This is a genomic window from Dehalogenimonas sp. NIT-SK1 (assembly GCF_055384165.1).
The window spans coordinates 1,491,805-1,517,524 of sequence record NZ_AP042352.1 but is presented as its reverse complement, the minus strand read 5'-3'; the positions used below and the strand labels follow the sequence as shown (position 1 = coordinate 1,517,524).

Sequence of the window (25,720 nt, the reverse complement as noted above, 5' to 3'; positions counted from 1 at the left end):
AATTCAAGATATTATATCAGCATTATTTTCCTATTGCAGGAAAATTGAGGAGGGATTCAAATGGCCGTCAAAGTAGTAACCGATACCACTGCCGACCTGCCCCCCGCCCTGGCGAAAGAACTGGATATATCCATCATTCCACTATACGTCCGCTTCGGCGAAAAGGTATATCGGGATCATGTGGATATCAGCCAGGATGATTTTTACGCCCGACTTCCGGTGGACCCGGTGCATCCCAGCACTTCCCAGCCGTCACCCCAGGATTTCATTGAGGTTTATGAGAAACTGGCTGATAACAAGGACGGGATAATTTCCATCCATATTTCCAAGAAACTCAGCGGCACCTGGGACTCCGCCACGCAGGCTAAAAAAATGATGGAAGGCAAGGTGCCCATTGAGGTGGTTGACTCCATGTCGGTCACCATGGGCCTGGGCTTGCTGGCGGTGCTGGCCGGCCGAATGGCTAAGGATGGCGCTGCCCTGGAAGAGATAAAAACCGCGGTGGAAAAAGCGGTTCCCCAGATCCACGTCTTGTCGCTGTTTGACACCCTGAAATACCTGGCGGCCGGCGGGCGTATTGGTAAAGCCAAAGCGCTGGTGGGTTCGGTGCTGAATGTTAAGCCGGTGCTGGCGGTCAAGGACGGCGAGATGCATCCGGCCGGACAGGCCAGGAGCCGGGCGAAAGGAATTGCCCGGCTGGTGGAGTGGGCCGGTGAGTTCAGTAATATTGAAGATATCTCGGTAGGACATACCACTACTCCTGAAGACGCGGAGAAGCTGGCTGAGCAGATGCCTGATTCTTTCCCCAACGATAAGATTATTCGCGCCCGTTTGGGAGCGGTACTGGGTACGCATGCCGGCCCGGGTACTCTTTTTGTAGCGATACGGACTTCAGGCTAAACCTGGACGGCTGTTTGTTAAACAAGTAAACTTGAATTATTACCCCTGCTTCAGGGGTAATAATTTTGCCATTAACTTAATTAATGATTGACAACGATACGTTTATACTCATACGTTCAGCACGGCGGACGATGGCACTGGAAATCAAACCAAACGCTGAACTGGTAGTCAGGGTGCCGCTGGGTACGTCGCTGGCGCAGGCGCGCCGCTTTATAGCCCGGCACACGGAATGGATTAAAAACAAGCAGGCGGCGGCGTTGTCGCGTCCACGGCTTCAGCCTAGAGAGTTTGCCGATGGTGAAGAATTCCCGCTGCTGGGTCAGTTTTATAGACTCAGGGTAGTTGAGAAACTGTCTGAAGATATTGACTGGGACGGGCAGCTCCGACTTGCGTCGTCAGCGCTTCCGCGAGCGAGGGAAATAATTACCAAGTGGTATAGAGAAAAAGCCCGTCAGGTATTCACGGAACGTGTGGAACATTATTCAGGGGTCACGGGCTGCTACCCCTCGGTTATCCGTATAACCTCACCGCGAAAGAGATGGGGTTCCTGCGGTGCGGGCGGCAGTGTAAATTTCAATTGGAAATTGATTATGGCTCCACTGGAGGTAATTGATTACCTGGTGGTGCATGAGCTGGCTCACCTGCGGCACCGGGGGCACGGTCAGGATTTCTGGGGAATGGTGAGTCTTCATATTCCGGAATACAAACAGCGGCAGAAGTGGCTGAAGAAAAATGGTTATCTACTGGAGCTTTGAATTAGTAGAAATGACCGGTCAAAGGTGATGTGTTATAATAATTAAGTGAATTTTCCGGTTTGAAATTGATTTTACCCACATAAACCCCGCCAGATAGATATTTCGGCGGGGATTTGTATTTTCCTTAAACTAAGGCTGACAGAGGTTACTATTGGAATCTATTATTGATGAAGCAGCAAAAACTGACAACGCGCTGATAAACAAAGAAGTGTCAAGACGGCGTACTTTCGCCATTATTTCTCATCCTGATGCCGGAAAGACTACCCTGACGGAAAAATTCCTGCTTTATGCCGGAGCGGTGGAGCTGGCTGGTTCGGTCAGAGCCCGGTCCAATCAGCAGCATACAGCTTCCGACTGGATGGGCATGGAGAAGCAGCGAGGTATTTCCATTTCCGCTACCGCCCTGGAAATGGAATACCAGGGTTACCGGGTTAACCTGCTGGATACACCCGGACACCAGGACTTTTCCGAAGATACGTACCGAACGCTGATGGCGGTGGACAGCGCGGTTATGGTATTGGACTCGGCAAAAGGTATTGAGCCACAGACGGAGAAGCTATTCAAGGTCTGTCGGATGCGTGGTATACCCATTCTTACTTTTATCAACAAGATGGACCATCCCGGCCGTGACCCGCTGGAACTGCTGGATGAAATCGAAAGACTATTGGGTATTACGGCGGTGCCGATGAACTGGCCGGTGGGTGAAGCTCCTGATTTCCAGGGTGTGTACGATCTCAATGACAATCGTTTACGCCTGTTCAAGCGGACGCAGGGTGGCAAATTCCGGGCTCCGGTGCGCATGTCCGGTATTGATGACCCGGCTTTACCGGAGTTGCTGGGAGAGCGTGCCTGCAGCCGCCTGGCTGAAGATACCGAACTTTTAACCGGCGTGGTCAGCAAGTTTGACCACGGGAGTTTTCTGAATGGCGGCATGACTCCAGTGTATTTCGGCAGCGCCCTGAATAATTTTGGGGTGGAGCCTTTTTTGGAAGCTGTGCTGGAACTGGCACCGCCGCCGACGCCAAGGCAGACCGAACAGGGAATTATTGACCCCAATAGTGACGTATTCCAGGGATTCATATTCAAACTGCAGGCCAATATTGACCCGAGGCATCGGGACCGCATGGCTTTCATGAGAATTTGCTCTGGTCATTTCAAAAAGGACATGCAGGTGCTGAACCCGCGGCTGAAACAGCAAATCCGGCTGGCACGGTCGTTCAGGTTGTTCGGCCGGGACCGGGAAACCGTGGAAGAAGCATTTCCCGGCGATGTTATCGGGGTGATCAGTCCCGGCTTATTAACCATTGGTGATACAGTTACAACCGGTGAACCGATTGAGTTTGCCCGGATTCCTACTTTTCCGCCGGAATACTTCGGTCTACTGGTAAATGATGATGTTGCCCGTTACAAGCAGTTCAACAAGGGGCTGGAGCAACTGCAGGAAGAAGGCGCCGTCCAGATTTTTTATGCTGAAGACGCGCTAAAAAGGGAACCAATTGTCGCGGCGGTGGGAGAACTGCAGTTTGACGTAATGCTGACCAGATTAAAAGACGAATATGACGTTTCGGCCCGCTTGTCGCGACTGGGTTTTAACGGAGCCCGCTGGGTCAAAGCCGACGGCGCGGCACTGGAGAAGCTATCCCTGCCGCGAAGTGTACGTCGCTGTTGCGACCGGAACGGCGATACGGTGATATTGTTCACATCCCGCTGGGAGCTGGATTATATCCAGCGAGAAAACCCGGAAATTACCCTGGAGGAAATAAGCTAAACCCGCAGCCCGGTTTTGATTTGACAAATATTTCTTAAAGCCCGATATTGTTAGACCTGAAAATTGCCAGACAGGGAAGCGAAATATCATGGTTTATTCCAAGAGCCGTACCGCGGCACTATCAGTTGCCTCCAATACCCTGCTGATTATCCTCAAGCTGATAGTGGGCTTAATGACGGGGGCCGTCAGTGTGCTGGCCGAGGCTATTCACTCTGCCCTGGACCTGGTGGCGGCAGTCATTGCCTTCTTCGGCGTCCGGGCGGCTGATAAACCGGCTGACCGGGAGCACAAATTTGGTCACGGAAAGTGGGAAAATGTTTCCGGTACCATCGAGGCGCTGCTCATCTTTGCTGCCGCGGTGTGGATTATCTATGAGGCGGCGGAACGAATTATCCACGGCGCCGCAGTGGAAATGCTGGGATGGGGCATAGCGGTTATGCTGGTGTCTGTTATTGCCAACACGCTGGTGAGCCGCCGCCTGTTTAAAGTAGCCAAAGCCACTGACTCCCTGGCACTGGAAGCTGACGCGCAGCATTTGCGGACTGACGTTATGACTTCAGCCGGTGTATTGGCCGGCCTGCTGCTGGTGCAGCTGACCGGCTTGGAGATACTGGACCCCATCATTGCTGTCGGTGTTGCCCTGATTATCATCAAAGCGGCTTATGATATTCTCAAAAAATCCTTTGGCGGTATTGTGGATAAAGTGCTGCCGGCGGATGAAGAAGCGGCCATTATTGAAATCATCAACCAACATCGCAATAAACTGACCGGCTTCCATTCACTGCGGACCCGCAAAGCCGGTGCTAACCGGTTTGCCGAACTGCACCTGGTGATGCCGCGTCATTTTTCCGTGGAAGAATCCCACCAGATATGCGATCAATTGGAAGACGTTCTGAAAAAACAGCTGCCGCGCCTGGATATTATGCTGCATGTTGAGCCGTGTGGCGATGAGGACTGTTCACACTGTCACGTCAATTGTGGTGAGCGTAAAAGCGCTGAATCCGCTGGAGAATAACTGAGACCGGCTATCAGTAGCGGCGCCAGAAAGCAGGTACGAACAGCACCAGCAGGGTAAAGAGTTCCAGTCGGCCGGCCAGCATCAGGATTATAAGCACTCCCTTGCCCAGGTCCGGTATCCAGGCGAAATTTTCGTAAGGACCGACGCCGCCGAGTCCGGGGCCGATGTTGGAGATAGCGGAAACCACCGAGGACAGCGCTGTCTCAATATCCAGCCCCAGGGCACTCATTACCAGGAAACCGCCCCACAGGATAGCCAGGTATAGTACCGTAAGGCTCATGATACGGGAGACGGTTTTTTCCGGCATTACCGTGTCGCCTATTTTTAGAGGTATTACCGCATTGGGATTGAAGGCCAATATAACCCGGCGGTAAGAATATTTGATGAGTACCAGCAAGCGGATTACCTTGAGGCCGCCGGCAGTGGACCCTGCGGAACCACCGACTACCATCAGCATCAGCAGCAACGCCCGGCTGAAGTTCGGCCATTCATCAAAATTAGCACTGGAATAACCGGTGGTGGTCAATATAGAAGAAACCTGAAAAGAACTCTGGCGAAGGGCATCAGCGAATGGCATCAGGTCAAAAGCTAACAAGTTGATAGTTATAGCGATGATAGCAGCTGCCATTACGCCGACATATAATTGAAACTCCGGATTTTTGAACAATTTGCTTGGCCGTCGTTTCATTAAAAGATAATAGAATAGAGCAAAGTTAATACCGGCTATGAACATAAATAAATTGACAATAAGCTGTACTGATGTGTTGGCATATTCTTCGATGCTGAGGTCAACCGGAGCGAAACCGCCGGTAGGCAGGGTGGTTAGAGATATATTTACGCTGTCGAACACCGGCAGGCCTGCCAGCATCAACCCTCCGAAACAAAGAACGGTAAAACCAATATAGATCAACCACAGGACTTTGGCGGTTTCCCGCATCCGGGAGGTCATACGTTCTCCAGATTCACCGGTCATCTCGGCGTCCGCCATCTGGGCCGCGCCGATGCCCAGCAACGGGAATAAGGCGACGAAGAGCGTGATGATGCCCATACCGCCGAGCCATTGAGTCAGGGAACGCCACAGCAGAATGCCGTGGGGCTGGTCACCGATGTGGGTCATGACGGTAGCCCCGGTGGTGGTAAAGCCGCTCATGGCTTCAAAAACTGAATCCAGGAAATTGGGCAGTGCCTCAGCAAAGTAGTACGGCAGAGCGCCGAAAAAAGTAGCGCTGAGCCAGGCAGCCACGACGAGAACAAATACACCCCGCTGAGTAAGTTTCTGTCGGCGGGAACGGGTTAGCAAAAACATCAGCGTGCCGCTGACGATAGTTATGGCGGTAGCGGTTAAGAGTGAATCAGCCGCAGCTTCGCCTTGAAGCAGGCTTAAAGTTGTCGGCACGGTCATCACACCGCCCATGAGGGCAATGAGCAAGCCCAGAAAATGAATGATGGTAAATATGTTCATGCGGTTTTACTTAAACAGGTCTTCTACCGTGGGTATGGCCGCCAGGGTGGAGATAATCACGACGTGATCTCCGGGTTCAATGGGGTTGTCATCCGGTGGTACCACAGGACGTCCGTTGCGGATAATGGCCGCGACAATAGCTTCGGAAGGAACAGAAACCTCGGCCAGTGTTTTGCCGGCCAGTTTAGCCCGAGGGGAAACAACGAATTCAATAGCTTCAAGAGTGGATTGCTCCAGCACCGCCGCCGCGATGGCTCCGCCCCGGAGTACATAATGGGCGATCTTGCGGGCGGTGATGATAGCCGGTGAACCGGCAACGTCGATGCCGGCCGCCTCAGCCAGCGGAATATAATCCGGTTTGTTGATAACGGTTAAAGTGCGCTCTACGCCGAGGTTCTTAGCCAGCAGAATGGCCAGGATATTAAGTTCATCGTTTTCGGTAGCGGCAATTACGGCATCAGCGCTGCCGATACCCTGCTGTACCAGAAATTCACGTTCGGTTGGTTCGCCCTGGAGTATGGTAGCGTGTTCCAGTTTAGCCGCGATTTCTTCTGCCCGGTCCTGGTCCCTTTCCAGGACTTTGACCTTGACTCCGCGGCGTATCAAACCTTCAGCTACTAAAAAGCCGATACGGCCGCCGCCGATGACAGCTACGTTGCGGGTGGAACGCTTGGGAGTGCCGAACAGGCGGCCCAGGCGTTCCAGCTGCTCGCCGGCTGCGGCGATGTAGATAGTATCACCTTCATGCAGTTCTTCTTCCGGCCGCGCGATGACGCCGCCGTTAGAATGTCCGACGGCAACAATATGAAAGGGTATATCTTCAGTGATTTCAGAAAGTTTTTTGTTAAACAGGTTGCGGTCTTCCACCTTGAATTCCCGTAGCTGAACGGTGCCGTCACCAAATTGTTCAGCCGGTGTGGAGTAAAACCCAGCCAGGATTGAGAGAATTTCCGCCGCCATTTCCGCCTCCGGGTTAATGAAAATGTCAATTCCCAGGCTCTTGGGGCGCACGATGCGGCGAGTAGCGGAAGGGTTTTTGGCCGGCAGCTGGAAGTAACCGGTATAGTCAGGGTTGCGGATGCGGGCGGCGGTGCGGGCGGCTCCCATCTCCTTGGCAATGAAGCATATTACCATATTGGTTTCGTCTGAATCAGTAACCGCCAGTACCAGGTCAGCCAGATGGGCTTCAACGTCGCGCAATATTCGAGGCGTGGCGGCATTGCCTTTAACCACCTGAACATCAAACTGCCGCCGGATGGTTTCTACCAGTGAAGCGGATTCTTCAATGACTACTACGTCATGATTCTCAACGGATAAAAGAGAGGCAATGTTGGAACCGACGACTCCGCCGCCGGCGATAATGATACGCACTTAACTGTCCCCCGGCGATCTCCCCAGGCGAAACAAGGACGCTACGGTACTCAGGAAACCGGAGGATTTCCCCCGTTGACGGCGGGATACGCGGACAACGCGGTCAGCGGGACGGGTAGCGTTAGCGTGCCCGGAGCCGTGTGACTGTGTTTTCATAACTCTTTCAAATGAATTACTGTGTGCGCTCATCTTCAACTGAAGGCGCATTTTATGCCTAAACTCGGGGGATGTCAACCCCCTTTGATCCTCTTTAAGAATAAAGACCCATCAGTGTAATTATTACTTACCCTGGCAGTTAAAATCATAATATTTTGGATTCAAGAGCCCGTTACGTCTGTATTATCGTCTATAGCTGAAGGAGAACGGAGTTCCTTGGCCAGAGGACAGGAGGCGGTGTCTGAGGCGCAGGAGCGACATTCAATTTGAAGCGTTGTATGGGTAATGTGGTATTTTTTAGCCAGAAGTGATTCTACTTTGGTCCGGATAGCGGTTGATTGGGATGTCAGACGATCACTTATGACAATGTGGGCCGACAAAGCATGCAGCTGGGGGGTTAGGCTCCAGACATGCAGGTCATGAGTGTCATCAACACCAGGTATGTCTGTCATACTATTGGCCAGCTCTTTCAGGTCAATATGTCCGGGGGCGGATTCCAGCAAGACTTTAACGGCCTCGGCAAATATATTCCAGGCAGCCACAGCTATAATGACCGCAATTAAGGTGCTGATAATGATGTCAACAGCATTGAAGCCGGTGAACATGATTATCAGGGCGCCGGCAATCACGCCGACTGAGGCGAGCGCGTCTCCGAGTACGTGCCAGAAGGCGCTTTTTATATTGATGCTGTCTTTCTGGGCCTGTCGCAGCCAGAAAGCGACCACTAAATTGGCCAAAAGACCGAGCACAGCAACTAACAGCATTACCGGGCTGTTGATTTCAGGCGGGGATTGAAATCGCTGCAGCGACTCATAGATGATGAAGCCGGCAATGCCGAATATCGCCAGTGCGTTGATTACGGCAATAATGACTCCCAGGCGATGATAGCCGAAGGTCATGCGGTTGTCCGGCGGGCGCGCGGCCTGGTGGAGGGCATACGCTGAAAGCGACAGGGCGACTATATCGGTGAACACATGGCCGGCATCGGACAGCAAAGCCAGGCTGTTGGAAATAATTCCGCCGATAATTTCCGCGGAAAATATTATAACGGATATAATTATTCCCAGCTTGAGACGGTTGCCGGGAGATTGGATATTATTATGCCTATGCATAGTAATTACAGAATGACAAAGCACGGTTGTTTTTTTGAATCCGTACTATTATCATAACAGGGAATAGTTATCTCCCAAAACGCGGACTGGAGGAAATATTGGTTAAGTTCTCTCTGATGCCCCGGGAAGAAAAATTCTTTGACCTGATTGAGGCTGGCGCGGACAATATGGTGCGTACCGCCGAGGCTTTTAAAGACCTGGTCGACGACTGGAATGATGTACACGAAAAAGTTGAAAAAATCGCGGAACTTGAGCATGCCGGTGACTCTGTTACACATCAGATAATCGCCATGCTGCACCGCAGTTTTGTGACCCCGTTTGACCGCGAAGATATTGCCCTGCTGGCGCATTCCATGGATGATGTAACTGACCTTATCCATTCATCAGCCGATTACATGCTTCTTTACAAGGTGGGGAAGCCAGGTCCGCGGGTGCAGAGCCTGGCTGACCTAATTGTGGCCGCGGCTAAAGAGATAGCGGCGGCGGCACCCAAGCTGCGAAAAACATCTACCATGAAGAAGCTTTTTGAACACTGCATTGAAATAAACCGGCTGGAAAACCTGGCTGACCAGGAATTCCGGGCCGCGCTGGTGGAGTTGTTCGAAGAGCGGGAGATGGTGGATATCATAAAATGGCGGGAAATTTTTGAGGCTATGGAAAGCGCGACGGACCGTTGTGAAGATGTAGCCAATGTCTTTGAAGGGGTAGCCCTAAAGAATGCCTGAAGCAGCTTTGGGCATTCTAATTGTTGTTGTTGTCCTGGCGGTAGGGTTGGGCTTTGTCAACGGTATGAATGACGCCGCCAACGCCATTGCCACAACAGTAGGCAGCAGGGTGCTTTCTCCCAAAGCGGCAATTATAATGGCGGCTTTCGCCAATTTGCTGGGGGCGGCTACCGGAACCGCGGTAGCCGCTACAATCGGCAAAGGCATCCTTAATCCCGAGTTTATCTCTTTTAACGTAATCATCGCCGCGCTGGCGGGTATCATTATCTGGGGCGGGGCAGCCACTTTTTTTGGCCTGCCTATCAGTTTGACTCATGGCCTGGTATCCGGCCTGGCTTTTGCCGGCTTAGCTGCCGGCGGTTTTGAAGCGGTAAACCTGTCTGTTCTGGGTAAAATTGTCACAGCTGTGGTGACGGCGCCGGCACTGGGTTTTGTCGGAGCCTTTTTCCTCATGCTGGCGGTTTTCTGGTTATTCAAAGATAGTCTGCCGGCACGAGTGCGTCATATTTTTACCAACGGCCAGATACTTTCCGCCGCATTTATGGCTTACAGCCACGGCAAGAACGATGGACAGATGCCCATTGGCGTGATTACCATGGCCCTGGTTATATACACCGGCAATACAGGATTATGGGACGGTATTCCGTGGTGGGTTATCATAATTTCAGCCATGGCAATCAGCGCCGGCACCGCAATCGGCGGGTGGCGAGTGATGAGGACTTTGGGTTTTCGGGTAACCAACTTGAAACCAGCCCAGGGTTTTGTAGCGCAGACCGGGGCAGCCAGCGTTATTGAACTGGCATCCAATTTAGGCATACCGGTAAGTACCACTCACTCGATGAGCGCTTCAATAATGGGTGTCGGTGCAACCCGGCGTTTTTCGGCAGTTCGCTGGAGTGTTGCCGGCAACATACTGACCGCCTGGCTGGTGACCTTCCCCGCTTGCGGGGCGCTGGCTTTTATCGTGGCGTCAATTCTTGAATTATTCTAGAGATCACAACAAACCGTCAAATCAAATATTGACGCGGCGGGGATGAACCCTGGCTTTTTCGGCCTTAATAATGGCTGAAATTTCATCCACAGCATTGTCTATCCGGTCATCATGATTAACTACAAAATAGTCAAATAATTCCAGACAGGCCAGTTCTTTGGGAGCTGTATCCAGCCGCTTTCGCAGTGTCTCCGGTGATTCAGTCAGTCTCATTGACAGCCGCTGGGTCAGTTCTTCCAGTGACGGCGGCAGCAAAAAAACAAATACGGCCTCAGGGGCTATTTTTTTTATGGTGGCGGCGCCCTGGACATCAACCTTGATGATAACATCCCGCCCGTTCTTCAAAGATTCTCTCACCGGAGCTTTTGGGACTCCATAGTAATTTCCGTAAACTTCAGCCCATTCCAGCAGTTCTGACTGGTCCAGTAGTTCTCGGAAATCTTCCTTTCGGGAAAAATGGTAATCCCGGCCGTTGATTTCCCCTTTTCTAATAGGCCGGGTGGTTATGGTGGTGATATATTCCAGCGGCAGGGATAATTGCTTCATCCGCGCCAGAACAGCGTCTTTACCTACGCCGGATGGACCGGAAAGAATTACCAGCACCGGAGCCGGGGCGGGTGGGTTAAAGCTCAATAGGGACCTCGGCGACCTCTGTTTTTGCTGTGCCACGGCCAACAGTGACCCGACCGGTGATAGTCTCCGGCGCAAGGGCGGCCAGCACGACATGACCGGAATCAGTGAAAAGCACCGCCTTGGTCTTGCGCCCATTGGTCATATCAATGAGCATGCCTTTACTGCGACTCTCCTGTATTACCCGCTTGATAGGGGCTGAGCCGGGGGGCGCGATGGCAATCAGGCGGTTCATGGCCAAAATATTGCCGAATCCGATGTGAACAAGTTCAATAGCCATTTCAATTCCTCTTCTGGATAACCCGCGATTTCATCATTTTATCCTTAAAGCTGAGTTAAAGGCAACAGCGATTTTAATTTTTCCATAAGCGTATTCCGCTGTCACGATGCAAAATACCTGGTACCTATAAAAAGTAACAAATAAAAGAATAATAATAAACTAATAAAGTAATAGAACTATCATATATTATTGACAATAAGCATAAAGGGTGTGATAATGTACCCATATAATAACAAAAGATAATATTATAGGCAGGAGGATGTTATGGAAGGTGACTTCCGGCAGAGACCGGATGACGGCGGGAAAGACCGTGGTTCAAATAAATAAGAAGGAGAATTTAATGTCTAATTATCACAGCACGATGTCCCGCAGAGATTTTATGAAAACCCTCGGACTGGCCGGAGCTGGGCTTGGCGCCGCGGCGGCTGTAGCCCCGGGTTATACCGACCTGGATGAGGTAGTATCTTCGCCCAAGGGTGACTGGAAACGGCCTTGGTGGGTTAAGGAAGTTGATAAACCGACCGCTGAGGTTGACTGGCAGGTGATGCCGTATTTCGACAACCGGGAAACTATGTTTGACCGAAATGCTTTTATCAGGCAAATCGGGCAGGAAGAATATGACCGACTAAATCAGCTTAGCGCGGAAAATAGAACAAAATGGGCCCAGGAGGAACGCCCCGGGTTTAGTTTGAAGGATATCGCTTTAGGCGGTTCGGTGGGTTTCGGTTACGCTTATGGTATGAATGCGACTTTCGCACCGCCGAATGTTCCCCCTCCGGAGAATTACGGTGTTTCCAAGTGGCAGGGCACTCCAGAGGAAAACCTGCAATTAGTACGGGCGGCCACACGTTTCTTTGGAGCCAGAGATGTAGGCGTATACGAATTGGACCAGAATACCCGGAAAACGGTTTATTCTCACGAGAGAGATGGCAAAGCCTATGAGTTTGAAAATGTTGAAAAAGGTTATGAAACCGATACCAAAAGGGTCATTCCGGACAAAGCCAAGTATGTGGTGATTTTCACGGTGCTGGAATCCCAGGAAATGATGAAGCGTGCACCGGACCAATTATCTTCTGCCAGTGTTAGCATGGGATATTACCAGGGAGCTATTGTGAACAATCGGTTGCAAAGTTTCATTGGCCGCCTGGGATATCAAGCCGTGGCAGAGCCGATGTCAAACGCCATGGTACAGTGTGCCGGGGCACAGTCCCTGGCCGGCATCGCGGAAATTGGGCGAATGAGCCTGACGGTGCTCAATCCTGATTTTGGTCCCATTGTACGCGCTTACAAGGTTATTACCGACCTTCCGCTTAAGCCGACCAGCCCGATTGATTCCGGTATGATGCGATTCTGCAAAACCTGTATGCTGTGCGGCGATGCCTGCCCGTCCGGCGCTATCAGCATGGAAGAGGAACCTTCTTTTGATATCCAGGGGCCGTGGAATAAACCGGGTATCAAGAACTGGTACTATAATGGGGCCAAGTGCCTGTCCTGGTGGCGAAATGTTACCACCGGTTGTTCCACCTGCAGGTCGGCCTGTCCCTTTGCCGCCAAGAGTCATGCTTCAATTCATGACTATGTGGTCAAACCGGTCCAGTCGGTAACGCCTTTATTCAATGGGTTCTTTACCGAAATGGACAAGTTCTTCGGTTATGAAGGGATGGATGAAAACGGTTTCTCAACCCGTGAACGTGAACAGAGCTGGTGGGACCTGAGCAATGCGCCGGTCTACGGCTTTGACACTACCAGATACGCGTTAAAGCTACAGTAAAACCAGTAGATCAGCTACATACATCGGACAGAGGGTTGGCGGTTAACCGCCAACCCTCTGTTTTCCTGGTAAAAAATAGTAATACAAGGGTTAGGCAGCATACACGTGTAGAGTGTTGTCTCAGAAATATGCGGTAAACAAAGATAAGGAATTCTTGATTTCAATGAAATCCGGTGGTAGGATATCCTACTGGAGTAAATGATTGCGCATAAGACGTTACGACCCTCAGAAATCTCTCCCGTACAATAGGCTTATAAGCATTATCCTGAGAAATTATGATAAATTGAACTGCCCTCAGGATATGGTTGGTGCTATTGGCTCGAATCACCTGACCGATATAACCGATGTGCCTGAAGTAGACGGCACCGCTGGAGTGCAACTATATACGGGGGGCGAACATCGTGTTTATCAGTTCAAGGAATCAAATGCCCGAGGCGGTACTATTGACGTTATTTTTAATAAAGGGAAAATGGAAAGCTTGAATGCCCGCCTGATTTTCACCGGAATATGGGGCAAGATAGGCGCGGCCGTGTATTCCAGCGTGGGTTATTCCCGTCTGATTAACACCTTTGTCGGAAGGGGTAATGTTAAATATGACGCCTCCGCCGGCCAGTTCTTCTGCTATTATAACGAGCTGCTTGTTGCTTATAAGCATCAAATGGAGCTCAATCTGCCTTCAATCAATACCATGGTTTCCAAACGCAAAGGCTGTTCCAGTTGTTTGGCAGCGGCCGATCACCATCGGCAGTTAATCTGTGCCCAATGCTGAGTGTTTGTCAGTAACCACTTCAAGACGTACAGTTCGGCGGCCGGTTTTTCTGATATAATCTTTTTATGAATAAACCAACCTTGGCCCTTTTTGATGCTTCAGCCCTGGTTCACCGGGCATATCACGCTTTCAAGCATGGACGCCAGTTGTCTATCAGCAAGACCGGGGAACTAACCAGTGCTGTTTTTGGTTTTACCAATATTCTACTGAAGGTAATAAATGATCTTAATCCTGACTGTTACGCCATAGCCTTTGACCTCAAGGGACCTACTTTTCGCCACGAGCTGTCAGAAAGCTATAAAGCGCACCGTCCCGAAACACCGCCGGAGCTTATCGCCCAGATGGGGCGTGTCCGTCAGTTGATTGAGGCCTTTGATATCCCGGTTTTCGAACAATCAGGTTATGAAGCTGATGACCTGTTAGGCACGCTGGCGCATCGGGCGTCGCAGGAAGGCGCATCAGTCATTATCGTTACCGGTGACGCTGATGCCATGCAGCTGGTTGATGAAAATGTCAGAGTTCTTTATCCCAAGTCAGGCGGGACTTTTTCCGACACCAAATTATACGACGCCCAGGCGGTAACAGAGAAATTTGGGGTGCCGCCTCATCTGGTGGCCGATTATAAAGCCTTGGTGGGAGACGCGTCGGACAATATCACCGGTGTGCCGGGCATTGGCCAAAAGACAGCCATAAAACTGCTCAATGAATATGAAGGCATTAGCGAGATTTACGAGAACATTGAACTTATCAGGCCGGAAAAGCTGCGCGAAACCCTGAGGCGGGAAGAAAAACAGGCGCGGCTCAGTCTCAAGCTGGCCACCATCGTTAAAGGTCTGCCGATAGATTTCAAGCTTGAGGAATGCAGGGTAAGTCGATTTAATCGGGATAAGGTAGTCCCGTTGCTGCGCGAAATGGAATTTACTTCCCTGGTCAACCGTTTGCCACAAGCCGGCATTGATGCCGGTAAAAATAGTCCGATGACCGAAGAAACAGCGAGGGTTAAAATTAACTCTGAATGCAGTTATACCCTGGTGGATACCCCGCAAAAAATGAAGCAATTAGCGGACAGACTTCGACAGGCCGGGAAGTTTGCCCTGGATACCGAAACTACTGGTTTGGATACCATAACCGCCGAACTGGTAGGTCTGTCAGTATCACCGGCTGCTGGAGAAGCTTATTATGTGCCGGTTGGACATGTTGACGCCACGGGCCAACAGCTGGAGCTTCGAGAGGTAGTTGGTATGCTGGGTGGTTTGATGGCCTCTACCGAGATACTGAAGATTGCCCATAACGTCAAGTTTGACCTTAAAATACTGCAGGGTGCCGGTTTTACGGTAAACAGATTGGGATTCGATACCATGCTGGCAGCCCACCTGCTGGGCGAAAAAACACTGTCACTGAAGGGCCTGGCGTTCAGCCGCCTGGGTGTGGAGATGACGCCGATTACCGAACTTATCGGTGAAGGGAAAAAGCAGAAAAGCATCTCCGCCTGCGGGCTGAAGGAAACTTCCGATTATGCCTGTGCCGACGCCGATATGACCTTTAGGTTATTTGGTTTATTAAGGGATGAACTGGATAGTGAAAAACTGACCGGGTTGTTTGAAGACATCGAAATGCCGCTGGTACCGCTGATATCCGACATGGAAAGTGCCGGTATTGCCATTGATACCGGTATGCTGGACGAGATGTCGCGTCGTTTGGGCGACCAGCTCGGGAGTATTGAAGCTGAGATTTACGAACATGTCGGCCATCCTTTTAATATAGCTTCGCCTAAACAACTCGGTACGGTACTTTTTGATGAATTGAAGCTTCCGGTCGGGCGTAAAACCAGAACTGGTTATTGTACTGATGCCGCGGTGCTGGAATACCTGAAAGACCAGCATGATGTCGTCCGCCTGGTTCTCGAATACCGGACGATAGCGAAATTGAAGTCAACATATGTGGATACCCTGCCTAAAATGGTCAGTCCTCGCGACGGTCGACTTCATACCACTTTCCATCAAACCAGGACTGCCACCGGGCGATTGTCATCAAGTGACCCCAATCTGCAGAATATCCCGGTGCGCGGCGAACTGGGGCGGGAAATAAGGAGAGCTTTTACGGCTCCTCAGGGTTTCCTGCTGCTGGCGGCTGATTACTCGCAGATTGACTTGAGAGCACTGGCGCACCTGTCAAGTGATCCTGAGCTTATGTCTGCCTTCAGCCATGATGATGATATTCATACCGCCACAGCAATGAAGCTTTACAACCTGCCCCGGGAAGAGATCACTTCAGACATGAGAAGATTTGCCAAGACGGTCAATTTCGGGGTTATCTACGGCATGAGCGGTTACGGACTGGAACAGGCTACGGAGCTTTCCCGGGAAGAAGCGTCCAGCTTTATTTCGACTTACTTTGAGCGTTACAGTGGAGTCGCCAGTTATCTCCGGGCTACCAAGGAGCAGGCAAGGTCGCGCGGTTATGTGGAGACAATCCTGGGACGCCGTCGTTATATACCGGATATTAACGCTTCAAACCGGCAGGTGAGAGAGTCAGCGGAGCGAATGGCCATTAACATGCCGGTGCAGGGAACCTCCGCGGATATTATCAAGGTTGCCATGCTGAACGTCCGCCGGGAGATGGACAAACAAAAACTCAAGAGCCGTCTGCTGCTGCAGGTGCATGATGAACTGATATTTGAAGTGCCGCAGGCTGAATTGATATTTATGTCGGAGCTGGCGCCCCGGCTTATGGCTGAGGCGGTTAAACTGGATGTTCCGCTCAAGGTTGACTTGAAATATGGTTTGAACTGGGGTGAAATGGAATAACCTGCTCTATATACGATGATTACTTACACTCTACTATTGTTGAGCCTGGTACTCGGAGCCCAGGCGGCCAGTGGCAGCCTGTTTTCCTTTGACCGGATATTTTTGGACTGGGTTATCGCCTGGGATTTACCATTGCTTGAGCCGGTAATGAATGGAATGGATTTTATTGGTGAAACCTGGCCTTCAATAATCCTGGCACTGTCAGTGTTTCTTTTTCTCTGGATTAAGGGATACCGGAGGGAAGCTCTATGGTTTGCTCTGGCACTGGGGGTGGTATCCCTGGCTACCGGGGTTATTAAAGGATTGGTAGACCGACCGCGTCCTGACGGCGGCAATTTCAGTTTTGTGTCCGGTCACACATCGTACTTCACTGTTTTTTTCGGTTTTTTGTTTTTTTGGTTAAGTTCGATAATTAAGAACCAGAAGTGGCTTGTTGGGTGGCGGGTCTTTTTGGCGGGGATGCTGGTTTTGGTCGGATTATCAAGGTTGTATCTTGGTGTTCATTGGCCTACCGACGTGCTGGGTGGCTTATTATTGGGTACCCTGGTATTGATGCCGGTGCTAAGGCAAACCAGGAGAGAGTTATCCACTGCAATGTAGACAGCCTGTTGTTGGGGTGACAGAAAATTAAAGCTGATTATCTGAGAATGAATAAATATGAATAATTATGGGGGTCCAGGATGCCGGAACTGCCCGAAGTTGAAACGGTAACCAACGAAATAAGGCCGTATGTTATCGGACGTCAAATCGCTGCCGTCAAGGTTTGGTGGCCGGGTACGGTTAAAGGACATGCTGTTGAGGAATTTATAAGCGGATTGACAGGCCGGTTGATTGAAGAGGTTTACCGGCGGGGAAAATTCGTTGTCTGGCGGCTCTCAGGGGGTAAGAGATTGCTTACTCACCTTAAGATGACCGGTGCTCTGATAGCCGCCGCTCCGGGAAGCCCGCCTCCGGATTATAACAGGGCAGAGGTAACACTGGATAATGGCGTAAAAATATATTTTCGTGACCCGCGTAAGTTCGGTCGGATGAAAATAGTTGAGGGCGAAGCTGTACTGGATAAACTTGGCCCAGAGCCGCTCGAGCCGGGTTTTACCGCCGGGGTTTTAGAAACAATCCTAAAAAAACGCAAAAGCCCGGTTAAACCGACTTTACTGGACCAGACACTCATTGCGGGAATCGGTAATATGTATGCCGATGAGGCGCTATTCGAAGCCGGAATTCACCCGCTGCGTCCGGCGGATAGTCTGACCCGGGAAGAATACCGGAGGCTGCATAAGGCGATACGCCAAATATTGACTGGAGCCATTGAAAGCAAAGGGGCCAGTATTGCCAATTATATACGTCCAGGCGGGGAACTCGGGCAGGCCCATTTTACTTTTAAGGTAGCTCACAAGCGCAATGAAAACTGTGTTCGCTGCAATGGCCTGTTGCAGCGAATTGTGGTACGCGGGCGGGGAACTTATCTTTGTCCGGCGTGTCAGGTGAAATGACTGACTGGCTAGTTATTGCTATCCTGGGTACGGTCGTTTTAGCCGGGGTTAATGTATTAGACAGTCATCTAATAGGACGGCGACTGCCGTCGCTGCGAGCTTTTTTGCTTCCGGTTACCGGCGTCGTGCTGGTATTGACTCTGGCAGTTATGTTTATGTTTCCGTTACCCGCCCAGGTCAGCGGCGGGGCTGTCGGGGCGGCGGTGGCTTCCGGGATTATACGGGCAGTTTCAATCGGTTTGCTGCTCAGTATATATCGCACGGAGGAAGTTTCCTGGGCGATACCGCTGTATCATACCTATCCGGTTTTTGTAGCCCTGATGGCGGTTCCTTTACTCGGCGAGTCACTGATACTGGTGCAATGGCTGGCAATAGGCATTATTGTGGGCGGTACGGTGCTTCTTTCTATGCAGCGGGGCGCTGGAGGTGGTATCAAATGGCGCTGGCGCCCGGTGCTGCTATTGATGCTGGCCGCTGTTTTGAATGCAGGAGCTGATGTAGCCAGTAAACATGCCCTGGGGGAATTATCTTTCTGGAATATGTATTGGATAGGTTCTTTATGCCTGGTGGTTATGTACCTGGCTTTCTCTTTGAGGAAATCGGTTATTAGCGAGATTCGAAAACTGCCGCGGTTCAGCCGCACTTTGGCTATGATCATTGCCAATGAAATCCTGGCTATGACCGGTATTCTACTGGTATTTCAAGCGATAGCCTCAGGTCCGGTATCGCTGGTCTCCGCTATTACCGGCGCCCGGCCAATTTTTGTCTTTATTCTGGCTATGACGATAAATCGGCTGTTGCCAGGAGTTCTGCTTCAGCTGGATTCCAGCCGCGGGGCTTTTATAATCCGTCTGGCGGCTACGCTGCTGATAGGTCTTGGCATTGCCATGATTTATCTATCATAAACAATTTTTGCCGGATGAGACGGGGCTTACCGCCAATGGAAATTCGCAGATTGAACGAGCACAGGTACTTGACATCAATCTCCGGAAAGTTCAGAATAAGAGTCCGTCCTATCAGGATGGGTTTTATTCCCAAACAGGAAGTAGGTGATTCTTTTTGACCGAAGTCAGACCGGAATATAACGAGAGTTTCGAAGGGATGCTCAAGCGGTTTAACCGCAAAGTCCAGCTTGACGGCGTTATACGTGAAGCCAGGCGACGCACCCGTTTTGAGAAACCTCTTACGCGGCGCAAACGTAAAGAAACGGCTACCAGGAGAGCCGCAATCAAGGCTGCCCGCAAAGCGGCAGGCAAGAGATAAAAATAACCAGTTAATTTTTGGGGAGATAAAATAAATATGGCTGAGAAAGCCTCGACAAAAAAGAAAGATTTAGAGTTGCAGACATTTATCGAGAATGTCAACAAGAAGGATAAAGTCAGCGGAAACAAGATAAAGTTTGCTTTTTGCAATCGCAAACGTAAAGGCGGCTAGAAGCCAGTAACGCTTTTTTTGGTTAAAGCAATCTAAAACCTATCGTGATTAGCAACATTCACGATAGGTTTTTTTATATCAACATGCCAAAGCGGGGTGGTTACTGCCGAGTCTATGCCGGGTTCGTGACAGCATATTCAACCAGCCCTTCAGCTTCTTTCAAAGGGATGTCCTTCCTGGCTGAAGTCAGGAAGATAGTATTCCTGGGCGCTGTCATCTTGGAGCCAGCCGTTTTCCATTCCCAGGACATCAAGTAGATTGATTACCCGCCGGTATTCAGCGGCATTGATACTGCGTGACAGTAACGGTACTTCCATAGCCCGATGCTGTGGTGTGTACTGAGCCATTACGCTGACCGGCACTGTAGGTGACAACTCCCGGGCAATCCACTTTATTGAAGCTTCGCTACCCGCCAGGTCATTGGGCAGTATCAGGTGCCGGATAATGAGACCTTTTACCGCCAGGTCGCTTTGGTCTGTCTGGAGTTCCCCTGTCTGTCGGTACATTTCCTGGATAGCGCTGCGGGCGGTAGCCACGTAATGGGGTACATCGGAAAGCCGGGCCGCCAGGTTGCTGTCCGCATATTTCAGGTCGGGCAGATATACACTGACAATACCATCCAGTTCGGCCAGAGTATCCAGGTCATCATAGGCGTTGGTATTATAAACGATGGGTAGCTTCAGCCCTTTGGGAATGGCTTCAAACAGGGCACGCATTATCTGAGGTATGTAATGAGATGGAGATACCAAGTTTATATTATGGCATTCCAGGTCGTTCTGGAGGTGGAGCATACGGTTGGCCAGCCGTGAGGGTGATACCTGGTTGGCCCGCTGCAATTCCGGCCGCTGGGAGATTTGGTGGTTCTGACAATAAACACACCTCAGATTGCAATTACCAAAGAAGATGGTTCCCGAACCCCGGCTGCCGGATATGACAGGTTCTTCACCATGATGAGCACAGACCGAAGCTACGGCCACCAGTTTACCGGCGCCGCAGGAACCATGCTCGTTTTTCAGCCGGTTGACGCCGCATTGCCGGGGACAGATGTCACAGTTTTCCAGACGAGCTTCCAGACGTTCAACGCGGCGTTCCAACTCGCCGGATTCGTATAATTCAATATAGGCTGGTAATTGTTCCAATATTAAACTCTCTAAGTGTTAATAGGTTTCTTTATGGATCTGAATTATCGAAGAAGTTTACCCTGTTCCCGTAGCAGATGTTCTACGTTGATTCGTATTGAAGCGCATTCTTCTTCTGTTCCCAATCCCAGTAGTTTAATCAGCCCCGGCCGGACTTGTTCTTCAGTTTTCTGGTTGATGCCGGGAACACTGTCTTTCTTTACATCCGCTTTTCGGAACATGGGCTTATTATCAATTGAATCCCAGTAGGGAATTATTCCATATTTGACCAGCCAGTTTATCGCGTCTTGTCTGGTAAGCGCCGCAGCCATACTAAGCTATATCCTCCTTTTTCGGGCGTCTTAACTTTAGCGTTAAACCTTTTCCCGACGCAAGTTTATTGAAAGCCCGGCGCAGCAGTGAAGCGCGGACTTTGACTTCGGGGTTGGCCGCGAGTTCATCTGAAAGACGATTGACCGTGCTCTGTAGTTCATCCAGCGGCAACAATTGCACTGCCAGACAATAAAAACCCTTGCTGCGGCCGTCGTTGTGACTTGCCAGCAGGCCTTTCAGGAAATCCATCCTGGCATCCTGCCGGCGGGCGGCTTCAATAATTCCCAGATTTTGGATTATCCTGTGATTTTCCGTTAATGGCAGATATGAAATAAATGAGTCAGTTTTTGTCGAGGCTTTCATTACCTTATCCAGTCGACGGCAGCCATCCGCTTCTGGACACTGGGCACAGCATTCCAGCCGATGCTGCTGAACACAGCATTTCTGGATTGCGCAGCCCCAGGCGCCAAAGCCGGCACCGGCACAACCGGGACAACGCGAAACGCCATCGGTATGATGACGGGAGCACAGGCCGCAGTCCACGCCGCAGGCGCCTATTGAAGGAAAACTTTTAATAACCGGTTCTGCCATCTTTATTCCGGTAGTTCCAGGGCTTTGCCCAGGGCTGCCCGCAGGCGATGCATTACTTTTTCTCTGCCCAGTACTGCCATAGTCTCAAAAAGAGGGGGTGAAACGGTTTGTCCGGTCATGGCTATTCTCAGGCAACCGAATAAAGGCCCAGGTTTGAGCTGCAGGTGTTCAGCCAAAGCGCGGAATTCTCTTTCCAGCGACGCGGCATCAAATTCAGCCAACTTATTGATGCAGTCCCGTGAGGCTTCCAGGGCATTACGGACTGTCGCCGCGGTCATTTTTTTGCCTAATAGCGCCGTCGGTTCATAAACCAGGGAGCTATGGAAAAAAAACCGGGTCAGTTCGGGGCAGTCCCGGAACTCCCCAAGTGTTTTTATGCGTTCCTGTAATAAAGCCAATGCGTTTTTGACATAATCATGGGGAAAATTACCGGATTCAGGTACTCCTTCGGATAAAAACGGCCGTGCCCGCCGGGTGAAATCATCCAGGGTTAACCCACGGATGTATACCCCATTCATCCAATCAAGTTTTTCCACATTGAAGATGGCGGCTGTTTTGGAAATCCGTTCCATTGAAAAGTTATCGATTATAGTTCGGATATCCATAATATCGGTTTTGTCATCCAGGGACCAACCCAGAAGAGCCAGAAAATTTATCATCGCCTCAGGCAGGTAACCCTGTGTTTGATAATCAATAATAGATACGGCACCATGGCGCTTTGACAGTTTGGAGCGGTCAGTGCCCAGTATCATCGGCAGGTGGGCATACTGGGGCGGCTCATAGCTGAGAGCCTCGTACAGCATCAGGTGACGAGGCGCGCTGGAGAGCCACTCTTCACCGCGGATAACATGGGTAATACCCATCGCGTGGTCATCAATTATGTTAGCCAGGTGGTAGGTAGGGAACCCGTCGCTCTTGAGCAGTACAAAATCATCCATCAGTCCGTTTTCGAAGGTTACTCTACCGCGTATGAGGTCGTTGAATTCCGTCCGGCCTTCAAGCGGTATCTTGAAACGTACTACCGGAGTTATATCCTCCGGGACAGGCCCCTGGCGGTTCCGGCAAAAGCGGTCATAACCAGGAGGTTGTTTGGCTGCGGACTGTTCCGCCCGCATGTTTGCCAGCCTTTCTGACGAGCAGTAACAGTAATAAGCATGGCCCCGGGCTATCAAATGTTCAGCGGCTGCTTGGTATTTTTCCAGGCGCTGTGACTGGAAATATGGCCCGAAATCGCCGCCTTTTTCCGGTCCTTCATCCCAGTCCATGCCCAGCCAGCGTAATCCGTTGAGAATGGCCTCTACCGCGCCTTCAACGTATCGGGTCCGGTCGGTATCTTCAATGCGTACCAGGAATCGACCGCCGTTATGACGAGCGAAAAGCCAGTTGAAAAGCGCTGCGCGGATATTACCCACATGGGGATATCCGGTCGGTGAAGGCGCGTAACGCACCCTGATTTGTCTGCTCATTTTCCCTCTACCAATGATTAATTATTTAACCGCTGTTTTGGCAATGAAACCACGATTCCAATTTTGGAACTAGAAAGGTGGGTCCGAATCGGATAGTATTGACTCTCCAATCGGCACTTCAAGCACTATCAGCTTAAATTCCAGCCGCGGGAGGTGTGGCTGTCTCCGCGTCCTGCAGTTTTGGGATTTTTACCACATAAGTCGCCGCCAGCTTATCATGCCAGCCCTGCTTTCTTTCGTCAAAAGCAATCCAAATAAAACCGACGAAAATGGGTACTGCGGCCAGGATGGACCCAACCAAGCGTGTAATGCTGTGGCCGGTGTCAACGTTGGTCCCGTCGGTCCTGATGAGCCTGATATTGAGCATCATCATTCCCAGTGTCTGATCTCGCCAAGCCCAGAGGGCGACGAAATAAACACCACTGAGTATAGCTGACATTGGGTTGGCCACAGCTACAAATGGCAGTGACAGAATGGGAACCTCAATAAAGTTGGAGAGGTCAAAAAAATTGCCGAAGCCGAACCAGCGGAATGGAGTTAAAAATGACGCCGTGGCTCCCATCACGGTCAAATCAATAAGAAAAGCTGCCAAGCGCCGCCAAAATCCGGCGAATTCCAAAGCTATCGGCCTTCTGTTTTTTTCAGAAATCAAAGAGCGCTCCCGAGTATGTTTCAGACAACCGGGTTCAATTATACAATGGGCGCGTTTATGAAGCTAGGTTAAACTGGAAAGGGGTATGGAAAGGTCAGGCGGCAGTTCTGAAGTGAAACTGAGGACACATCCACTCGAGGGTTGCTTAAAACTCAGGCGGTGTGAATGCAGAAACTGGCGTGAAAATTTTTCAGACATAATCCCGTATGTTTCATCACCGATGACGGGATAGCCGATAGACTTTAGGTGTACTCTTATCTGATGGGTTCGTCCGGTGTAGATACGCACTTCCAGCAGAGTGCAGTTTTTGAAGCGCTTGATGACCCGGTATTGACTTCTGGCTTCACGCCCGTTTCCGGTTATTGCCATTTTTTTACGTTGCTGCTGATGACGGCCTATGGGGGCTTCAATAATACCTTCCGAAGGCTCCACGGTACCTTTCACCAGGGCGAGGTAGACCTTGGTTACTTCCCGTTTCTTGAATTGCTCGGCCAAAGCCGCCTGGGCTTGCCGAGTGCGGGCGATTACCATTAATCCGGAGGTGTTTTTATCCAGTCGGTGGACGATGCCCGGACGTTCGCCCCCTTCGTTGAGTAATTCCGGAAATCTACTCATCAAGGCGTTAAGTAGAGTGCCGGAGGCGTGACCTGGAGCCGGGTGAGTAGTTAAGCCGGCAGGTTTGTCGATTACAGCCAGTTCATTGTCTTCATACAGTACTTTCAGTGGTATATTTTCCGCAGCCGTTCCCGAAGGTGGCGGCGGTGGGATGACTAATTTTATTCTGTCGCCGGAATCTAATTGATATGAAGGTTTTACATGAAGTCCGTTGACGGTCACCCAGTTGTTATCAATCAGTTCTCGTATTTGAACCCGGGAAAGCTCTTTGATCTGTCCGGCGATATATTTATCCAGCCGATTACCGCTGATGTCAGCGATCAATTCCGTTTTCCGCAACTCAATGGCCTCTTGAACTTTCTTCCCTGAAAAAAAGGATGGCCAGAAGAGCCATGCCGATTACTAGTGCCGAATCGGCTATATTGAAATTAGGCCAGAAACCCGCTTTGGCAAAATCGGTGACATAACCGAAAAATATTCGGTCAATCAGATTACCCAGGATACCGCCGGCCACCAGGCCTGTTGACAGACGTCCCCATGTCGAATTAAGAAAGGTAATACGGTGGCTTTGAGTCACCCAGGTGATGACGCCCAAAGATATCAGCCCGACAGTTATGAGCAGCAGTCTCGCGTCATCCAGGATACCGAAGGCAGCACCAGTGTTCTGAACATATTCCAGTCGGAAGAAACCCTCGGTCGGGATAGACTCACCCGGAAACATGCTGCTCCGCACCATGTGTTTACTAAGTTGGTCCAGTATAAAGACACCGGCAAACACCAACAGAAACATCAGCCGGCTTAAGCGAACTTGCCCATCTTGGATTTACAGGTGATGCAGAATTTGGCATACGGTAATACGGCCAGCCTCTCGGGCGCGATGGTCTGCCCGCATTTCTCACATTTACCGAATGTTTCCTTCCCCAGTTTATCCAGAGCGTTATTTACATCGGCTAATTGGTCCAAAACCCTTTTTTCCATCGCCAGCCGGTTTTCCAGGTCCGATGTTTCGGTGGCTTCTTCCTCCCGTTTGCCGAAAGGAGAGCCTTCGCGCCGGTCTTCCTGTGGCGCTGAAGCTTTCAACGCCTCCAGTTGCTCAGTCAGTCTCTGATGTTCACTTTTCAGTTTAACCTCGAGTTCCTTGTATAAGGCGGTTTCTTTTTTTGTGGTCATTTTGATCCTCTCGGCTATTTGACTTATATGACTACATACGATGGTACGGCGAATAAGGGATAATTGGCTGAATGATGCGTTTGTTATTGAGGCGTAATTTTACCAGCGCAGGTAACAGGCGCGGCAAAATTTCCCGCACCTGAACGGAGCGTCCAAACCGGATGTAAAATTAAGGCTGGTTGGAGCGCAGCCACGCCGGTTTAAATAAAGCATCTTATCATTAGTGTAGACTAAAATATGGTTTATGGCAACAGGGCAAAAATGTCGGCCGTAAAAGCTGGTTTTTAGTTGGCTTTTATTTATAGTTACATCGTTAGCTTATTCTAAAAACAA

27 protein-coding genes are annotated in these 25,720 nt (G+C 50.6%); 14 read left to right on the top strand and 13 right to left on the bottom strand.

All coding sequences use genetic code 11. The annotated features are described in order from the left end of the window. Positions 1 to 60 precede the first annotated feature (60 nt). The 4 genes from ACZ48S_RS07920 (at position 61) to ACZ48S_RS07905 (ending at position 4,438) form a co-directional block, all read left to right on the top strand. Complete coding sequence (locus tag ACZ48S_RS07920) at positions 61 to 900, top strand: DegV family protein (protein WP_464212396.1); 840 nt, start codon at positions 61 to 63, stop codon at positions 898 to 900. A 131-nt stretch (positions 901 to 1,031) separates the two neighbouring features. Beyond that, positions 1,032 to 1,655, top strand: coding sequence for a M48 family metallopeptidase (locus tag ACZ48S_RS07915; RefSeq protein WP_464212394.1), 624 nt, complete (start codon positions 1,032 to 1,034; stop codon positions 1,653 to 1,655). 151 nt (positions 1,656 to 1,806) lie between these two features. Continuing rightward, on the top strand, positions 1,807 to 3,423 hold the full coding sequence (locus ACZ48S_RS07910) for a peptide chain release factor 3 (protein ID WP_464212392.1): 1,617 nt from the start codon (positions 1,807 to 1,809) through the stop codon (positions 3,421 to 3,423). An 88-nt stretch (positions 3,424 to 3,511) separates the two neighbouring features. Continuing rightward, positions 3,512 to 4,438, top strand: a complete 927-nt coding sequence (locus ACZ48S_RS07905) for a cation diffusion facilitator family transporter (RefSeq protein WP_464212390.1) — start codon at positions 3,512 to 3,514, stop codon at positions 4,436 to 4,438. Positions 4,439 to 4,451: 13 nt separating this feature from the next. Here the strand turns inward: ACZ48S_RS07905 and ACZ48S_RS07900 are convergent, their stop codons facing one another. The 3 genes from ACZ48S_RS07900 to ACZ48S_RS07890 all read right to left on the bottom strand — a co-directional run bounded on the left by ACZ48S_RS07900 (position 4,452) and on the right by ACZ48S_RS07890 (position 8,542). Continuing rightward, a complete protein-coding gene (locus ACZ48S_RS07900; RefSeq protein ID WP_464212388.1) occupies positions 4,452 to 5,903 on the bottom strand; it encodes a TrkH family potassium uptake protein in 1,452 nt (483 codons plus the stop codon). 6 nt (positions 5,904 to 5,909) lie between these two features. After that, on the bottom strand, positions 5,910 to 7,274 hold the full coding sequence (trkA, locus tag ACZ48S_RS07895; RefSeq protein WP_464212386.1) for a Trk system potassium transporter TrkA: 1,365 nt from the start codon (positions 7,272 to 7,274) through the stop codon (positions 5,910 to 5,912). A 317-nt stretch (positions 7,275 to 7,591) separates the two neighbouring features. Beyond that, positions 7,592 to 8,542: a cation diffusion facilitator family transporter gene (locus tag ACZ48S_RS07890; protein ID WP_464212384.1), complete on the bottom strand. Its 951-nt coding sequence runs from the start codon at positions 8,540 to 8,542 to the stop codon at positions 7,592 to 7,594. Between the two features lie 98 nt (positions 8,543 to 8,640). On the opposite strand from ACZ48S_RS07890, the gene ACZ48S_RS07885 reads away from it, so the two are divergent. Together ACZ48S_RS07885 and ACZ48S_RS07880 are read left to right on the top strand one after the other, a co-directional pair. Further along, a complete protein-coding gene (locus ACZ48S_RS07885) occupies positions 8,641 to 9,267 on the top strand; it encodes a DUF47 domain-containing protein (RefSeq protein WP_464212382.1) in 627 nt (208 codons plus the stop codon). Next, positions 9,260 to 10,258, top strand: coding sequence for an anion permease (locus ACZ48S_RS07880; protein ID WP_464212380.1), 999 nt, complete (start codon positions 9,260 to 9,262; stop codon positions 10,256 to 10,258). Before ACZ48S_RS07885 ends, ACZ48S_RS07880 begins: the two co-directional genes overlap by 8 nt. A gap of 21 nt (positions 10,259 to 10,279) precedes the next feature. Here the strand turns inward: ACZ48S_RS07880 and ACZ48S_RS07875 are convergent, their stop codons facing one another. Both ACZ48S_RS07875 and ACZ48S_RS07870 read right to left on the bottom strand, forming a co-directional pair. Continuing rightward, positions 10,280 to 10,891: a guanylate kinase gene (locus tag ACZ48S_RS07875; protein ID WP_464212377.1), complete on the bottom strand. Its 612-nt coding sequence runs from the start codon at positions 10,889 to 10,891 to the stop codon at positions 10,280 to 10,282. Continuing rightward, positions 10,881 to 11,168: a DUF370 domain-containing protein gene (locus ACZ48S_RS07870; protein WP_464212375.1), complete on the bottom strand. Its 288-nt coding sequence runs from the start codon at positions 11,166 to 11,168 to the stop codon at positions 10,881 to 10,883. The genes ACZ48S_RS07875 and ACZ48S_RS07870 overlap by 11 nt, the downstream gene beginning before the upstream one ends. Positions 11,169 to 11,508: 340 nt before the next feature. Between ACZ48S_RS07870 and ACZ48S_RS07865 the strand changes: the two genes are divergently transcribed. From ACZ48S_RS07865 to ACZ48S_RS07830, 8 genes are all read left to right on the top strand, one after another. Beyond that, entirely contained in the window at positions 11,509 to 12,939 is a 1,431-nt protein-coding gene (locus ACZ48S_RS07865; RefSeq protein WP_464212373.1) for a reductive dehalogenase, read from the top strand. A gap of 283 nt (positions 12,940 to 13,222) precedes the next feature. After that, positions 13,223 to 13,708, top strand: coding sequence for a hypothetical protein (locus ACZ48S_RS07860; protein ID WP_464212371.1), 486 nt, complete (start codon positions 13,223 to 13,225; stop codon positions 13,706 to 13,708). 65 nt (positions 13,709 to 13,773) lie between these two features. Next, on the top strand, positions 13,774 to 16,515 hold the full coding sequence (polA, locus tag ACZ48S_RS07855) for a DNA polymerase I (RefSeq protein ID WP_464212369.1): 2,742 nt from the start codon (positions 13,774 to 13,776) through the stop codon (positions 16,513 to 16,515). A 15-nt stretch (positions 16,516 to 16,530) separates the two neighbouring features. Further along, complete coding sequence (locus ACZ48S_RS07850) at positions 16,531 to 17,115, top strand: phosphatase PAP2 family protein (protein WP_464212367.1); 585 nt, start codon at positions 16,531 to 16,533, stop codon at positions 17,113 to 17,115. A gap of 80 nt (positions 17,116 to 17,195) precedes the next feature. Continuing rightward, positions 17,196 to 18,008, top strand: coding sequence for a bifunctional DNA-formamidopyrimidine glycosylase/DNA-(apurinic or apyrimidinic site) lyase (mutM, locus tag ACZ48S_RS07845; protein WP_464212365.1), 813 nt, complete (start codon positions 17,196 to 17,198; stop codon positions 18,006 to 18,008). After that, the gene (locus tag ACZ48S_RS07840) at positions 18,005 to 18,913 is read left to right on the top strand and encodes an EamA family transporter (protein WP_464212363.1); all 909 of its coding nucleotides are present in this window, start codon (positions 18,005 to 18,007) and stop codon (positions 18,911 to 18,913) included. The genes mutM and ACZ48S_RS07840 overlap by 4 nt, the downstream gene beginning before the upstream one ends. 154 nt (positions 18,914 to 19,067) lie before the next feature. Then, on the top strand, positions 19,068 to 19,271 hold the full coding sequence (gene rpsU / locus ACZ48S_RS07835; protein WP_464212361.1) for a 30S ribosomal protein S21: 204 nt from the start codon (positions 19,068 to 19,070) through the stop codon (positions 19,269 to 19,271). A gap of 36 nt (positions 19,272 to 19,307) precedes the next feature. Continuing rightward, positions 19,308 to 19,442 (top strand): hypothetical protein, encoded by a 135-nt coding sequence (locus ACZ48S_RS07830; protein WP_464212359.1) that lies wholly within the window; start codon positions 19,308 to 19,310, stop codon positions 19,440 to 19,442. Between the two features lie 149 nt (positions 19,443 to 19,591). Here the strand turns inward: ACZ48S_RS07830 and ACZ48S_RS07825 are convergent, their stop codons facing one another. The 8 genes from ACZ48S_RS07825 to ACZ48S_RS07790 all read right to left on the bottom strand — a co-directional run bounded on the left by ACZ48S_RS07825 (position 19,592) and on the right by ACZ48S_RS07790 (position 25,387). After that, positions 19,592 to 20,581 carry a radical SAM protein gene (locus tag ACZ48S_RS07825; RefSeq protein ID WP_464212357.1) on the bottom strand — a complete coding sequence of 330 codons (990 nt, stop codon included), beginning with the start codon at positions 20,579 to 20,581 and terminating at the stop codon, positions 19,592 to 19,594. A 44-nt stretch (positions 20,582 to 20,625) separates the two neighbouring features. Continuing rightward, on the bottom strand, positions 20,626 to 20,892 hold the full coding sequence (locus ACZ48S_RS07820) for a hypothetical protein (RefSeq protein WP_464212355.1): 267 nt from the start codon (positions 20,890 to 20,892) through the stop codon (positions 20,626 to 20,628). Position 20,893: 1 nt separating this feature from the next. Next, entirely contained in the window at positions 20,894 to 21,484 is a 591-nt protein-coding gene (locus ACZ48S_RS07815; RefSeq protein ID WP_464212353.1) for a DUF3795 domain-containing protein, read from the bottom strand. 2 nt (positions 21,485 to 21,486) lie between these two features. Continuing rightward, a complete protein-coding gene (gene gltX / locus ACZ48S_RS07810) occupies positions 21,487 to 22,950 on the bottom strand; it encodes a glutamate--tRNA ligase (RefSeq protein ID WP_464212351.1) in 1,464 nt (487 codons plus the stop codon). 133 nt (positions 22,951 to 23,083) lie between these two features. Beyond that, positions 23,084 to 23,602, bottom strand: coding sequence for an RDD family protein (locus ACZ48S_RS07805; protein ID WP_464212349.1), 519 nt, complete (start codon positions 23,600 to 23,602; stop codon positions 23,084 to 23,086). Positions 23,603 to 23,665: 63 nt separating this feature from the next. Beyond that, positions 23,666 to 24,556: an RluA family pseudouridine synthase gene (locus tag ACZ48S_RS07800; protein WP_464212347.1), complete on the bottom strand. Its 891-nt coding sequence runs from the start codon at positions 24,554 to 24,556 to the stop codon at positions 23,666 to 23,668. Between the two features lies 1 nt (position 24,557). After that, entirely contained in the window at positions 24,558 to 25,007 is a 450-nt protein-coding gene (gene lspA / locus ACZ48S_RS07795) for a signal peptidase II (protein ID WP_464212345.1), read from the bottom strand. A gap of 8 nt (positions 25,008 to 25,015) precedes the next feature. Next, entirely contained in the window at positions 25,016 to 25,387 is a 372-nt protein-coding gene (locus ACZ48S_RS07790) for a TraR/DksA family transcriptional regulator (protein WP_464212343.1), read from the bottom strand. Positions 25,388 to 25,720: the final 333 nt, after the last annotated feature.

Coding starts and splice junctions, on each gene's coding strand:
- ACZ48S_RS07920 (WP_464212396.1), top strand. CDS start 61: ATGGCCGTCAAAGTAGTAACCGATACCACTGCCGACCTGCCCCCCGCC.
- ACZ48S_RS07915 (WP_464212394.1), top strand. CDS start 1,032: ATGGCACTGGAAATCAAACCAAACGCTGAACTGGTAGTCAGGGTGCCG.
- ACZ48S_RS07905 (WP_464212390.1), top strand. CDS start 3,512: ATGGTTTATTCCAAGAGCCGTACCGCGGCACTATCAGTTGCCTCCAAT.
- ACZ48S_RS07900 (WP_464212388.1), bottom strand. CDS start 5,903: ATGAACATATTTACCATCATTCATTTTCTGGGCTTGCTCATTGCCCTC.
- ACZ48S_RS07890 (WP_464212384.1), bottom strand. CDS start 8,542: ATGCATAGGCATAATAATATCCAATCTCCCGGCAACCGTCTCAAGCTG.
- ACZ48S_RS07880 (WP_464212380.1), top strand. CDS start 9,260: ATGCCTGAAGCAGCTTTGGGCATTCTAATTGTTGTTGTTGTCCTGGCG.
- ACZ48S_RS07870 (WP_464212375.1), bottom strand. CDS start 11,168: ATGGCTATTGAACTTGTTCACATCGGATTCGGCAATATTTTGGCCATG.
- ACZ48S_RS07865 (WP_464212373.1), top strand. CDS start 11,509: ATGTCTAATTATCACAGCACGATGTCCCGCAGAGATTTTATGAAAACC.
- polA (WP_464212369.1), top strand. CDS start 13,774: ATGAATAAACCAACCTTGGCCCTTTTTGATGCTTCAGCCCTGGTTCAC.
- ACZ48S_RS07850 (WP_464212367.1), top strand. CDS start 16,531: ATGATTACTTACACTCTACTATTGTTGAGCCTGGTACTCGGAGCCCAG.
- mutM (WP_464212365.1), top strand. CDS start 17,196: ATGCCGGAACTGCCCGAAGTTGAAACGGTAACCAACGAAATAAGGCCG.
- ACZ48S_RS07840 (WP_464212363.1), top strand. CDS start 18,005: ATGACTGACTGGCTAGTTATTGCTATCCTGGGTACGGTCGTTTTAGCC.
- ACZ48S_RS07830 (WP_464212359.1), top strand. CDS start 19,308: ATGGCTGAGAAAGCCTCGACAAAAAAGAAAGATTTAGAGTTGCAGACA.
- ACZ48S_RS07820 (WP_464212355.1), bottom strand. CDS start 20,892: ATGGCTGCGGCGCTTACCAGACAAGACGCGATAAACTGGCTGGTCAAA.
- ACZ48S_RS07815 (WP_464212353.1), bottom strand. CDS start 21,484: ATGGCAGAACCGGTTATTAAAAGTTTTCCTTCAATAGGCGCCTGCGGC.
- gltX (WP_464212351.1), bottom strand. CDS start 22,950: ATGAGCAGACAAATCAGGGTGCGTTACGCGCCTTCACCGACCGGATAT.
- lspA (WP_464212345.1), bottom strand. CDS start 25,007: ATGTTTCTGTTGGTGTTTGCCGGTGTCTTTATACTGGACCAACTTAGT.
- ACZ48S_RS07790 (WP_464212343.1), bottom strand. CDS start 25,387: ATGACCACAAAAAAAGAAACCGCCTTATACAAGGAACTCGAGGTTAAA.